The sequence below is a fragment of the Alistipes sp. ZOR0009 genome (genome assembly GCF_000798815.1).
Taxonomy (GTDB): domain Bacteria; phylum Bacteroidota; class Bacteroidia; order Bacteroidales; family ZOR0009; genus Acetobacteroides.
Map to the genome: position 1 here is coordinate 50,258 of NZ_JTLD01000025.1, position 14,137 is coordinate 64,394.

At 43.3% G+C, this 14,137-nt stretch carries 8 protein-coding genes; 6 read left to right on the plus strand and 2 right to left on the minus strand.

The features are described 5' to 3' along the window. Window positions 1-106: 106 nt before the first annotated feature. The gene (locus L990_RS08445; RefSeq protein WP_047447642.1) at window positions 107-520 is read right to left on the minus strand and encodes a hypothetical protein; all 414 of its coding nucleotides are present in this window, start codon (window positions 518-520) and stop codon (window positions 107-109) included. Between the two features lie 1,101 nt (window positions 521-1,621). On the opposite strand from L990_RS08445, the gene L990_RS08455 reads away from it, so the two are divergent. Further along, on the plus strand, window positions 1,622-4,534 hold the full coding sequence (locus tag L990_RS08455) for a GH92 family glycosyl hydrolase (protein ID WP_047447646.1): 2,913 nt from the start codon (window positions 1,622-1,624) through the stop codon (window positions 4,532-4,534). Window positions 4,535-4,636: 102 nt separating this feature from the next. Here the strand turns inward: L990_RS08455 and L990_RS08460 are convergent, their stop codons facing one another. Beyond that, entirely contained in the window at window positions 4,637-5,623 is a 987-nt protein-coding gene (locus L990_RS08460) for an aldo/keto reductase (protein WP_047447648.1), read from the minus strand. Between the two features lie 302 nt (window positions 5,624-5,925). On the opposite strand from L990_RS08460, the gene L990_RS08465 reads away from it, so the two are divergent. The 5 genes from L990_RS08465 to L990_RS08485 all read left to right on the plus strand — a co-directional run bounded on the left by L990_RS08465 (window position 5,926) and on the right by L990_RS08485 (window position 14,105). Then, on the plus strand, window positions 5,926-8,385 hold the full coding sequence (locus L990_RS08465) for an outer membrane beta-barrel family protein (RefSeq protein ID WP_047447650.1): 2,460 nt from the start codon (window positions 5,926-5,928) through the stop codon (window positions 8,383-8,385). A 201-nt stretch (window positions 8,386-8,586) separates the two neighbouring features. Beyond that, complete coding sequence (locus tag L990_RS08470) at window positions 8,587-10,194, plus strand: carboxyl transferase domain-containing protein (protein WP_047447652.1); 1,608 nt, start codon at window positions 8,587-8,589, stop codon at window positions 10,192-10,194. 3 nt (window positions 10,195-10,197) lie between these two features. After that, window positions 10,198-10,998, plus strand: coding sequence for an enoyl-CoA hydratase-related protein (locus tag L990_RS08475; RefSeq protein ID WP_052180858.1), 801 nt, complete (start codon window positions 10,198-10,200; stop codon window positions 10,996-10,998). Beyond that, complete coding sequence (locus L990_RS08480) at window positions 10,992-12,908, plus strand: biotin carboxylase N-terminal domain-containing protein (protein WP_052180859.1); 1,917 nt, start codon at window positions 10,992-10,994, stop codon at window positions 12,906-12,908. The genes L990_RS08475 and L990_RS08480 overlap by 7 nt, the downstream gene beginning before the upstream one ends. Before the next feature lie 54 nt (window positions 12,909-12,962). Continuing rightward, window positions 12,963-14,105, plus strand: a complete 1,143-nt coding sequence (locus tag L990_RS08485) for an acyl-CoA dehydrogenase family protein (RefSeq protein ID WP_047447654.1) — start codon at window positions 12,963-12,965, stop codon at window positions 14,103-14,105. The last annotated feature ends 32 nt before the right edge of the window (window positions 14,106-14,137 follow it).

The window sequence follows — 14,137 nt, forward strand, 5'->3', positions numbered from 1 at the left end:
TTATGCCTAGTGAAAGCAAAAAAGGAAATAGCAAAAAGCCATATTTATAACAAAAAAAACTGATTTAAATGTAATAGCGCCATTCAATAACAGGGTATTGCAGCGCTTAGTTGGTTCTTACAAATATTGTATTTACATCTGATATGCTATCTATGTTGGCATCCCAGTTAATTGCATCTGGATGTGATCCATAAACACCTGTAGTATCCATGCTACCCGATTTATGGATGTTTATATGAAGGTTACTGCCATTTATCGAAAAAAGAAGGCTTGCGTTATCAGATGCGTAGGGAACTTGGTTTACATACTCTGGATTGATATCCATTGTAACAATACAGTTAACTTCTCCGTTGAAGTTGGCATTCGAAACGTTTACATTCTGTATACCTGGATTGTTGTTACTGTTGTTTGGCCATGCTCCTCCCCATGAATCCCCAATTCCATAAGTGAGCACGTAATCAAGTGATAAGCTTTCTCCATTTTTACTTACGATCCGAAATGTTGCTGTTGTAAAGCCCATTGCCCAAAGTTTAAATTGTTGATTGTTTTACTATACATTGATAAATTTATGGTTAATTATACTCTTTGTCAATTTTTTAGAAGCATTGTTTTGTTAAAAACAATGGGTTAAAGACGTAGATATACACAATTACTATACTCTTTAACGCACAAGTGTAACTTAAGGGTGTTTTGTCTTAAACGATAGGCTGTAAGAGGAATATGAAGGTAGATTTTTAGGCACTGCTTCTTGCTCATCAATAAAGGATGGATAAGTACGAGGTTTTGCTATTGTAATAGGACCTTTTGCTTAAGCAAAAGGTCATTGTGTTCAAGTTTTATAAGGTTTTGCTTTAACAAAATGTCATTTCGCTTAAGCGTTATAAGGTTTTGCTTCAGCAAAACCTTATATCCTTTCAACAAAACGTCATTTCCTTTAAGCAAAACCTTATATCCTTTAAGCGAAATGATATATCCTTTAAACAAAACCTCATGAAATGATTCTAAATAATAGGACACCTCTTTGCTGTAGAGTGTTTTATGGCAGTAGTTCTTTTGCACCTATCTAAGTATAAAATTTTGCTATAAGTATTAGGGTGATGTAATTGTGCGTTGGTAGTAACCATACATAATAGCAAGGGATAGGTATAGCCCATCTTGCCTATGCCTATTGATGCCTTAGCGTTGCTGTCGCAAAAGGTAGAAATGCTTTAGTGCGAGCAAAAACAGCTCTTTTCTGGTTGCTAATCCATAAATCAAATAGCTCTATTCCTTGCTCTCATATCGAATATGTAGGAGCTATTAGTGCTTTTTTGCATACCAGCAGGCTGGTTGTCTGAAAGGGGAGCCAGTACGGATTCCTATTTGTGTATTTGCCATGCATGCAGCGGTAAGTTCAAACGGATTACGGGGTTTTAGTACAACGCTTAAACTTTACTTAATCCATCTGTTTTAAAATGTTTTAGGACTTGCACCTACCTCTATAGGATGGTAAATGGTTGAAATATGTATAGATTTGTGATTCTTAACATAACCACTTATGAGGCTTTTACACGAAAATAGCCTACCAGCAGGTAGGCCATTGGGTAAAGGCAGCATACGACAGATTTAATAATTTAATCGTATGAAATTACGTTCTTTTCTAGTCGCTGTATTGCTTGCTGCCCCAGGTTGGGTTTTTAGCCAGCAGTTTTCTCCGGCTTCTTTTGTTAATCCCTTTATTGGAACAGGGGGGCACGGTCATACCTATCCGGGTGCAATTGCTCCTTTTGGGATGGTTCAACTAAGTCCTGATACTCGGCTTACTGGTTGGGATGGCTGTTCGGGCTACCATTTCTCCGACTCGGTGGTCTACGGCTTTTCGCATACCCACCTAAGTGGTACCGGAGTCTCCGATTACTGCGATGTACTGTTGATGCCCACCGTTGGCAAGGCAGTTTTTAGCAACACAGAGTACAGCTCTTCCTTCCGTAAGTCGTCCGAAAAGGCAGAACCTGGCTACTATACAGTTTTTTTAGATAAGCCTCAGGTAAAAGCCGAGCTTACTGCACTGCCACGTGTAGGGGTTCATCGCTATACCTTCCCGGCGACCAAAAATGCCAATATCCTTCTCGATTTGGAGCATCGCGACGAGGTTACCGACTCGTGGATTGAGGTGGTTAGCAATACGGAGGTTCGTGGCTTTCGTAGATCGAAGGCTTGGGCTAATAACCAGGTTATCTACTTCGTAATTCGTTTCTCAAAGCCCTTTGATGCGGCTACCTTCGATCCAAAGTCGAAGGCTACAGGCAAGGCTGGCAAGTACCTAAAGTGCAACTTCGGCTTCCAAACCAAAAAAGGCGAACAGGTGGTGGCCAAGGTGGGCATATCGGCTGTTGACATGGATGGCGCAAAGGCCAACCTCGATGCCGAAATGAAGGGGCTTAGCTTTGATTCGGTGCGCAAGCAAACCTTTGCCAGCTGGAATCGCGAGCTGAGCAAAATAGAGGTTTCTGGAGGAACAAAGGATCAGCAAACCATATTCTACTCTGCGCTTTACCACTGCATGTCGGTTCCAAACCTGTTTATGGATGTAGATGGAAGATACTTGGGTACCGATCATAAGATTCATAAGGCGGAAGGGTTTACGCCCTACACCATTTTCTCGTTGTGGGATACCTACAGAGCATACCACCCGCTGATGACCATAATCGAAACTCGCCGAACTAAAGATTTTATTAATACTTTCCTTTCGCACTATAAGAATGGCGGTTTGCTTCCCGTTTGGGAGCTTGCCGGCAACGAAACGTTCTGCATGATTGGTTACCACTCTGTTCCCGTTATTGCTGATGCCTTTATTAAAGGGATTAAGGGCTTTGACGAGAAGCTTGCTCTGGAGGCGATGCGTAATAGCGCCATGCAGGATCACTATGGGCTAAGCTGGTATCGTCAGCTGGGCTGTCTTCCTGGAGATAAGGAGTGGGAGGGCGTATCAAAGACCTTAGAGTATGCCTACGACGATTGGTGTATTGCCCAGATGGCAAAAAAAATGGGTAACACCGCCGTTTACAACGAGTATATTGCCCGCGCACAGTTCTACCAAAACCTTTTTGATCCTGAAACTGGGTTTATGCGCCCTCGCTTGAATGGTGGCTTTAAGACACCTTTCAATCCTACCGAGGTAGATTTTAATTTTACGGAGGCTAATAGCTGGCAGTACAGCTTCTACGTCCCACAGGATATTGCTGGATTGGTAAGGATGCATGGTGGTGCTGCTAAGTTTTCGAAGAAGCTGGATGAGCTTTTCTCAACCGAGCAAGATCTTAGCGGAAGACATCAATCTGACATTACCGGACTTATTGGGCAGTATGCGCATGGCAATGAGCCAAGCCACCACATGGCGTACCTCTACAACTTTGTGGGCGAACCTTGGAAGACGCAGCAGCGCGTGCGTCAGATTATGGACGAGATGTATACTACCAAGCCTGATGGCCTGATTGGTAACGAAGATTGCGGACAAATGAGCGCATGGATTGTCATGAGCGCGCTAGGATTCTATCCCGTGACGCCAGGTACTACCGATTACATTATTGGGACTCCTTGGTTCTCGAAGGCTACCATCAACTTGGAGGATGGGAAAAAGTTTACCATTACAGCACCCCAGGTTGACTCGAAGAACTTCTACATAGCCAGTGCCACCTTAAACGGCAAGGCGTATACCAAGAGCTATATCGACCATTCCGATATCATGAAGGGCGGAAACCTTAGCTTTACCATGAGCGCAACGCCAAATAGGCAGTGGGGCGTAGGCAAAGGCAATGAGCCAGTAACGGCTATTGAGAGCTACAGCAGAACAATTATCCCGAACATAAAGGCAAAGGCCAAAACCTTTGTTGATAGCACAACCATTACCCTGCATAGCACCGAGAAGGACGCAAAGATATACTATACGCTAAATGGTAGCGATCCTCGTACAAATGGAATGCTATACGGACACCCAATTACCTTAGCCCGCAATACGCAGGTTAAGCTGGTGGCGGTTGTACCGGGTAAGGATACTAGCTTTGTTGTAGAAGGCAACTTCTATAAGGTTAGAAACGATCGTAAAATAACCATTGCTGCCAAGTATAGCGATCAGTATACCGCAGGAGGTCCATCAGGGTTGGTTGATGGAGTACGCGGAGAAAGCGATTTTCGTTTAGGTGGATGGCAGGGCTATCAGGGACAAGATTTTGTCGCTGTTGTAGACCTTCTTTCGGAGCAGCAGATTAGCAAGCTTGCAGCAGGTCTGCTACAGGACACCCGCTCTTGGATCTTTATGCCACGCGATGTAGAGTTTTACGTGAGCAACGACAATGTGAACTTTACGCAGGTGGCTAAGGTCGTTAATACTATTCCTGAAAACCAGGAAACAGCGCTTAAGGACTTTGCCGCTTCGGTAAACGTAAAAGCGCGCTACGTAAAGGTGGTTGCGCATAGCTACGGTATGCTACCTCAGTGGCATATTGGCGCGGGCTCGCCTGCCTACATCTTTATTGACGAAATTGTAATAGAGTAGCCAGTTCTAAAATAAGTAAAACCCACCCAAGCATTCGGCTCTGGGTGGGTTTTTTGTATGCTTCAAAAGGAGCTTGCCTTTTGCTAAACGATCTTACTGCTTTTATAGCGTTATACGGTCTATCTCTTCAATCTCCTCCTTCGAGAAGGTTATATTTTCAAGCGACTTCAGGTTCTCAGCAATTTGCTCCACCCTGCTAGCCCCTATTAGTACGGAGGTAACCCTGTCGTCGTGCAGCTGCCAGCTGATGGCCATTTGAGCAATGGTTTGTCCTCGCTTAAGGGCAATCTCACGTAGCGCACGCACCTTCTCCATGGCAGGGGAAACCTCCTCTGTCTTTAGGTAGCCATGCGATTTTGCCGCGCGCGAGTCCTGTGGTATTCCATCAATATACTTATCGGTTAGCAAACCTTGAGCCAGCGGCGAGAAGGTGATGGTTCCCATGCCGTGCTCCTTGTTGTAGCCTAAAATTTCCTGTTCGGGTTGGCGTAAAAGCAGCGAGTATTTCAGCTGATGAACAATAACTGGTACCCGTGCCTCGCTCAGGTAGCGCAGGATAACCTCAGCCGCTTCTGCAGGATACTTCGAGATGCCAATATAGAGCGCCTTTCCCTGCCGATAGATGGTTTCGAGTGCCGAAGCGGTCTCCTCCAACGGCGTGTTGGGATCGTATCGGTGGCTATAGAAGATATCGACATACTCGAGTCCCATACGCTGCAAGCTTTCGTTACAGCTCTCGATAAGATATTTTCGTGAGCTGCCATCGCCGTAGGGGCCAGGCCACATTTCGTGTCCAGCCTTGGTGGAAATGACCATCTCGTGACGTAAGTTCTGAAAATCTTTCCTTAGAATCCGGCCAAAAGTCTCCTCCGCAGCTCCAGCAGGAGGTCCGTAGTTGTTGGCAAGATCAAAATGGGTAATCCCCGCGTCAAAAGCGTATTGAACCATATTACGACATACACCAAAGTTGTCGGGTTCGCCAAAGTTATGCCATAGACCCAGCGAAAGTTCTGGAAGAACCAGCCCGCTGTTGCCCGTACGTCGGTAGCGCATGGCTTTGTAGCGATCTGGATTTGGTAAATAGCTCATGTGATTGTAATATTTAGTTACCTCTTTAGATGCATAAGTAGCGAAAAAATTTCGGAAGCGCTGATAGTTTAAGATAATTTCTAATCCGATTAAGCGATACTCGTGCCTTCTGAAAGCATTCTGTTAGACCTTTTCTGTGATTTAACTTTTCTTTTATACTTAGTGAAATTGTGCTGAATAAAAGCCCCTTTTATATATGAAAAGCACGAATAGCATACTGGTATGGCCTTTTTGGTTGTATTGTTCTGTAACTTTTAAGAAGGGGGTGCGTCATACGTGCAAACAAAAGCAAACAGGCAATTATGAAATCATCGTATTTATTTAAATTTTTACTAACATTAGTTCTATTCATTGCTGTAGGACGTGTAAGTGCAGCTAATAGGGGAGTTATTTCGGGAAAGGTTATTGATAAGCTAAGTAATCAGCCAATACCGTATGTGGCCGTAACATTGGGGGTGCTTCCAGATAGTACCGTAAAGAAAAGCGTGCTAACAGATGATCAAGGTAACTTTAAATTCGAAGAGATAGCCGAAGGAAAGTATGTTGTAAGCGCATACATGGTAGGATATGTACGTAAGCATTCCAAACCTATCATATGCAGGCAAACATCGGTTAAGGTAGACGATATTATACTAGAGAATACCATTATCAAGGAGGTTACCGTTGTAGGAAAAAGGCCGGAGATTGAGATGAAGGCAGACAGAACGGTTATGAATATTGAAAATACCGTTACAGCAGCTGCCGAGAATGCCTATGAGGTGCTACGTAAGGCTCCTGGGGTAAATATTGACAAGGATGACAAGATATCGCTTAAGGGTAAGGAGGGCGTACTGGTTACCATAAACGATAAGTCGACCTATCTTTCGGGCCAAGACTTAGCGAACTACCTGAAAACACTAAATGGAACAGAAATAGAAAAAGTTGAGCTTATAACAACTCCTCCTGCTCGTTATGAAGCAGCTGGTAACGTGGGAATCATCAATATTAAACTAAAAAAGAATAATAAGATTGGTATAAATGGCTCTACCAATGCAGGGATTCTTATAACCCGAAAAGTTGGAGGAAATGCAGGAATCAACTTAAATATGCGCCAAGGAAAGCTGAACACTTTTGCTTCGATTAGCGGCAATAAAGGCTTTTACAAAAGCAAAAATATGGTTGATAAGAGGATAAATGGAGATACTGCTCAGATATATCAAAAAGTAAAATCGCTTGGCGATTGGGGTAGCCTTAACTTTAGGGTAGGTGCAGACTATGATATCAACAAAAGACATACAATTGGCGTAATGGCTCGTTCTAACTTTTCGGAGGAGGATGGTGACCAAACAACATTAACCAACCTGATCCTCAGAAATGGCGATTTGGGAAAGAGGCTAATCAGCAAAAATGAGGATGGCGAGCATAATAAAAACTTTTCCTATAACCTAAACTATAAGTTTACCATTGATACCAGCGGAAGGTCATTAAATGTTGATGCAGATTACGTGCAGTATAGAAATAGGGGATACCAAAATGGCGATACCTACTACTATAATGGCGCTGGAGCTGAAATTTCTCATCCAGTATATATAAAAGACACAAAACCTTCTGACATTTATATAAAATCGTTCAGGGCTGATTATGTACATCCTTTTTCTAAAATTGTAACCCTTGAAACAGGAGTAAAGGGAAGCTTGGTAAATAGCGATAACAATCTGAAGTCAGAGAAGATGGTCTTTCCTATGACTGACTACATAAATGATCTAGGCCGTTCTAACCACTTCAAGTACGAAGAAAGTATTTTGGCAGGATATGCCTCTATCGCCTACGAAAAGGCAGGATGGAGCGTAAAAGGAGGTCTTAGAGCCGAACAAACATGGGGACGAGGAAATCAGGTTACTATCGGAACGATTAACAAGCGCAATAGCCTCGACTTTTTCCCTACATTCTATGTAATGAGAACCATTAACGAGAAGAATTCGCTTAGCTTTAGCTACAACCGACGTATCGATCGTCCAAGCTACAGCAAAATGAATCCGTTTGTATCGCGTATTGACGAATATACCTACCAAGAGGGTAATCCAAACCTTCGCGCTCAGTATACCGACAACATTGAAATCAACCACTCATGGGCAAATAGAATATTTACAAGCATTAGCTACTCGCATACCAAGGATGTGCAAATGCAGGTTCTCGAAGAGGTTGATATTGTGAAGCCAGCCAACGGAGGAACCTCTGAAAATGTGAAGGCAAGTAAGATAGTTGAGCGAAATATTAAGGATTTGAATGGATTTACATGCAATGTTAGCGCAAACTTTCAACCTTTTAAGTGGTACAGAACCAACACCAATTTAACTGGAATGTACAACAGCTACAATAGGGGCGAAGGAAAATCGGGAAATAGCAAGCTTATGTACATGATATACTCGAGCAACAGCTTTATACTTCCCAAATCGTATGTTTTTGAGGTGATGCTTAGATACAATAGTCCGATGGCCTACGGTATGATTGACCTGAAATCGCAAAGTTCTGTAAATATTGGGATACAAAAGAAGCTGCTTGCAGGTAAGATAACGCTAAAAGCTTCGGCCGACGATATCTTTAAGACAATGAACAGCCGTGCACGTGCAAATTACGATGGCATGAATCTGTACACCAAAAGCGAATGGACTAGCCAACGTATTAATCTATCCGTAGTTTACCGATTTGGTAGCAAGGATGTAAAGCAGGCTCGCCAACGATCAACAAGCTCGGAGGAAGAGCAAAATAGAACCGGAAAGTAGTTTTTCATAGTTTACTGTTATGGAGGGCGGATTCAGATAGAGAGCTGAATTCGCCCTCTTTTTTGTATGCTTCTCTTATTAGACTAAAATGGAATAACGGTGATGCCATCCGCGAAAAATTATCCTTAAAATCGGGAGAGCCTCAAACAAAAGCATCTTTCTGGTGTTTTGGCAGGAGTTTCAATCCTAAAACGAACCATTTTGTACAGGTTTCAGTCAAAATTAGATTTAGACACCGAAGAGCGTAGGCTTCATTGTGATGCGTATAATCTGCTTTTAAAGGAATATCTGCAGGTTTTGCAGTCGGTTGTAGATCGTGAAAATGATTCGCAGGTTATTCGTCATCGCCAAAGAGGGAAGATGGTGGCTCGCGAGCGCATTTCGACCTTACTAGATGCCGATTCCTCATTTCTGGAGCTTTCTCCTCTTGCATCATATAACCAGTACGACAACCAATTTCCTTCGGCAGGAATTGTAACCGGCATCGGATACATTCATAAGCGGCTGGTGATGGTGATTGCCAACGATGCAACCGTTAAGGGGGGAACGTACATTAAGGAAACTATAAAAAAGCATTTACGAGCACAGGAGATTGCGCTTCAAAATGCTCTTCCATGCATATACTTAGTTGATAGCGGTGGTATATTTCTACCCGAGCAGGATAAGGTCTTTGCCGATAAGGATCATTTTGGCCGTTTTTTCTACAATCAGGCTCGCATGTCAGCACAAGGAATTCCTCAAATCAGCGTGGTGATGGGATCGTGCACCGCTGGTGGCGCGTATGTGCCCGCAATGAGCGATGAGGTCATTATCGTGCGCAATCAGGGAACCATTTTTGTGGGAGGGCCGCCACTTGTAAAGGCTGCAACTGGCGAAGAGGTTACTCCCGAGGAGCTCGGAGGGGCGGTGGTTCATACTTCTATCTCGGGCGTGGCAGATCATATTGCTGAGGACGATAACCACGCGCTTCAAATCTGTAGAAATATTGTTGAGACGTTTGCTTCCGCAGATATGCAGCCTAGTGATAGGGCTACACCTGTTGAACCCTTTTTCGATCAACGCGAGCTGCTAAGTATTGCTCCAATAGATCTTCGCAAGCTGGTAGATCCGAGAGAAATTATAGCACGAATTGTAGATGGGAGCGAATTTCATGAGTTTAAGGAGGACTATGGAAAGACGCTGGTGGTTGGGTTTGCTCGTATTAACGGCTATAAGGTGGGAATACTGGCCAACTATGGGGTATTCTTTTCGGAGAGCGCCCTTAAAGGAGCTCATTTTGTGGAGCTGTGCGCATCCCGAAATATTCCGCTGATTTTTCTCCAAAATATAACTGGCTTTATCGTCGGTAAGCAGTATGAACATGCCGGAATTGCGCGAGATGGTGCCAAGTTGATTAATGCGGTAGCTACTGCCAATGTTCCTAAGCTGACAGTTATAATCGGGGGGTCCTACGGCGCAGGAAACTATGCGATGGCGGGTCGTGCCTACGAACCAAACCTTTTGTTTACCTGGCCAAATGCTCGCATTTCGGTGATGGGAGGTGAGCAAGCTGCCAATGTGCTGCTAACCGTAAAGGAGCAGCAGCTGGTAAAGTCCGGTAAAACCTTGACAGATGCAGAAATTAAAAAGGTGAAGGACGAAATCTACGAAAAGTACGAGCACGAGGGTTCCCCATTATATAGTACCTCACGCTTATGGGACGATGGGATTATTAGCCCTACGGATACGCGTAAGGTTTTGAGCATTGGGCTTGAGATGGCGTATAACCGCCGATTTGAAGCAACCAAATTTGGAATATTTAGAATGTAAGCTATGGAACAAGGGAAGTACCTATATATAAAGGTAGATGTTGATGAAGACACTACTACCATTCTATTTCGAAGGCCAGATGTTCGAAATGCCTTTAATTCTAAAATGATAAAAGAGATTACCTCTGCAGTTAAATTGGCAGATAGCCTTTTTCTTGTATTCCGAGGAGAAGGTAATGTCTTTTCAGCAGGAGCAGATGTAGACTATATGCGAAAAATTGCCCGAATGGGGTATGATGATAACCTAAAAGATGCCAAAATTTTGGCAAAGCTCTTTGAGGAGATCGCTAACTCCTCATGTATTACTATTTCGATGATACAAGGAGCGTCTATGGGTGGTGGAAATGGAATTGTTGCTGCATCCGATTTCTCGATAGCGCTAAGAAATACGCTATTCTCCTTCAGCGAAGTTAAGCTGGGGCTTGTACCGGCAACCATCTCTCCGTACGTACTTCAAAAGGTAGGAAGAGGTAAAGCGCTAGAACTATTTCTAACAGGTCGTCAATTTGATGCAGCAGAAGCGCACTCCATTGGGCTTGTTACAAAGGTAGCCGATCATAATAGTTTTGAGAATGATCTTATAACGCTAAAGGAGAAACTTCGTCAGAATTCGCCAGCAGCAATGCGTAGCGTAAAAAGGTTGCTGAGGAGCTTGGCAAGCAGCACTGAGGATATTTTAGAGATAACATCTTCTTTCATTGCTGATGCTCGCTCATCAATGGATGGACAGGAAGGCTTAGCTGCCTTTCTTGAAAAGCGAAGCCCTAGCTGGTTTAATGCAGAATCAAACGATAAAGGATGGTAATAAAAAAGTTGCTTATTGCCAATCGTGGCGAAATTGCGCTAAGGATTATAGCAACCGCTAAACGAATGGGGATTCGTACGGTTGCAATTTACCATGCGGCAGATAATGCTTTACCTTTCGTCAATGCCGCAGATGAGGCTTTAAATTTAGGTGAAGGTGCCCTATCAGATACCTACCTAAACGGTCCAGCAATTGTTCAGCTAGCAAAAACAGCAGGTGCAGATGCCATACACCCAGGATATGGTTTCTTGTCTGAAAATGCGGAGTTTGCCCATTTGTGCCGACAAAGCGGAATTACTTTTGTTGGTCCTTCTCCTGAAGTCATTGCGGTAATGGGAGATAAGACTACATCCCGTTGCTATGCACAATCTCTAGGACTTCCTGTCGTGCAAGGTTATGAAGGAAATCCTTCCGAAATATTGGCGCAGGTTCAGAATGACGATTTTCCGTTACTTGTTAAACCATCATTAGGAGGTGGGGGAAAAGGAATGAAGGTGGCTAGGAATTTTGATGAGCTAAGAGATGCTCTCCAAACCGCCTCGCGAGAATCTTTACGCTATTTCAATTCTGATTCAGTTTTTGTAGAGCATCTAGTCTTATTTCCACGTCATATTGAGGTGCAGATTATTGCTGATGGAGCAGGAAATGTCCTCCATCTGTTTGATAGGGAATGCACTTTGCAACGCCGATTTCAAAAAGTGGTAGAGGAGGCTCCCTCTCCCAGCTTAAATGAAAATCAGCGACGTGAAGCTTATGATATGTCCATTCGTTTAGCCAAAGAGTGTGGTTACATTAACGCAGGGACTGTTGAGTTTTTGTTGGATAGCAAGGGGAAACTCTACTTCTTAGAAATGAATACCCGTATACAGGTGGAGCATCCTGTTACGGAGGCAATCGTTGGGATTGACATTGTGGAGTTGCAGCTGTTGGTTGCCATGGGGAAGGAGCTGCCTTTAAAGCAATCTAATATAAAGGTAAACGGAGCGGCAATTGAGCTGCGATTAATTGCTGAAGATGCCGAGAAAGGTTTTTTGCCCTCGGTTGGACGGATTGCGCAGCTGAGCATCCCCTCTTCTGCTCGTTTTGATAGATGCTACCAGAATGGAAATGAAATAACGCCCCACTTCGATTCCTTAATTGGTAAGATTATAGTTCATGGGGCTACTCGCAAAGATGCCATGGAAAAGAGTTTGCGCGCTCTTGAACAGTCTGCTGTTCATGGAGTAAAAACAAATCTTTCTTTTTTACGGCAGCTGCTGCTATCTAAGCCATTTATAGAGAATCGCATATATGTTGATTTCATAGATCGCTCATTAGCAGATATGGTTGCAGGTATCAAGGATTTTAAACATTCTGTTCCTGATCATCTTCTTGTGGCGGCTTTTCTAAGTATTCGCCAATCTAGCTGGCAGCTTTTTTATCAAAATACGCTTTGTGTTGATGATCGTTTGATTCGCTTTTATGCGCATTCCACAATGGAGGAGTATCAAATTGCAATAGGCAACACTGCTAAGAATGCGCGTGTAAAAAAAGGTAAGAATAAGCTTGCTGTTTCTATTGATGGAGCAGAGCATATGCTATTTTTCTCGGAAGAGAACGATGGCATTACCTTAACTTATAAGGGTATTGATTTCGGTATAAAAACTAGGAAACTAAACGAAAGTGCCTATAGTCCAAATAAAATGCTTTCCGGTTACGAGAAGACAATAACCTCGCCTTTGAATGGTAAAATAGTGGAAGTAAAGGTTGAAAAAGGACAGAAAGTTCGTAAAGGAACGCTGCTTCTTGTTGTTGAGTCGATGAAAATGGAGAATAGCATTTTTGCACCTGCAGATGCAACAATTGCGGAGGTTTTAGTCAAGGTTTCTCAGCAGGTTCAGGGAGGTTCAACACTTCTCAATCTAGAGTAAAAAAAAGTCGGTTACATTCGATTATTTGGTTGGAAATAGAAACGTAATATAAGTATGAAGGAGTATCTTAAAGAGCATCATTGCAGTATTAAGCAGCTTGTAAAGAAATTTGCAGAGACGGAGGTTCGTCCCTTGGCTAAAGAAATAGATAGGCAAGAAGAGTTCTCTACCCATCTAACCAAACGAATGGGAGAGTTAGGGCTGTTTGGCATTGCCATCCCTGAACAGTATGGAGGCAAAGGACTCGATTATATGAGCTTTATTGTAGCCGTAGAAGAGCTTGCAAAGGTCGATGGCTCACAGGCTTCAACGTTGGCAGCACACAATGCCCTCGGTATTATGCCTATATATAAGTATGGGACTGAAGCTCAAAAAATGAAGTATTTACCCCAGCTTTGCACCGGCAACCATACATGGGCATTTGGATTAACGGAGCGTAATGCCGGAAGCGATAGCCGTGCTACAGAGTCTAAAGCTGTATTGAAGGATGGGAAATGGCATATTAATGGAGCGAAAACGTTCATTTCTAATGCCGCATCTTCCGTCTCATTGGGTGTTTCTGCTCAGGTTATTACCAACGAAAGTAACGGTGTTAAAGAGCTATCTGTAATTCTTATCGAAAAAGGAACAGCAGGGTATACAACTGAGCCAATTAAAGGGAAGATGATGTGGCGAGGATCGGACACCGGTTCTTTAACTTTTGATAATGTAGCTGTTCCACAAGAGAATCTGTTAGGAGAGCTAGGTAAAGGTGCTAAAATAATGTTGGAAACGCTCGATGCAGGTCGACTTTCGATTGCTGCAATGGGGGTTGGCTTGGCTCAAGGTGCGTATGAAATGGCTCTCGAATACGCCAATAAGCGCATTCAATTTGGTAAGCCAATAGCCAAATTTCAGGCAATTTCATTTAAGTTGGCAGAGATGGCCACAAAGATAGAGGCTGCCCGTTCTTTGCTTTATCATGCCGTTTGGTTGAAAGATAATAACGAACCGTATGGAAAAGAAGCGGCAATGGCTAAGCTTTTTTGTTCAGAAATAGCTCGCGAAGTAGCCAATGAAGCTGTTCAAATTCATGGCGCTTGGGGACTAGTTGACGCCTATGACGTAGAACGCTTTTATAGAGATCAACGTCTTCTTGAAATAGGAGAGGGAACCTCTGAAATTTTAAAACTGGTTATTTCCAGATCGATATTGTAGAGATAAAAGGTGGGCGAATAGCCGCATTGGTG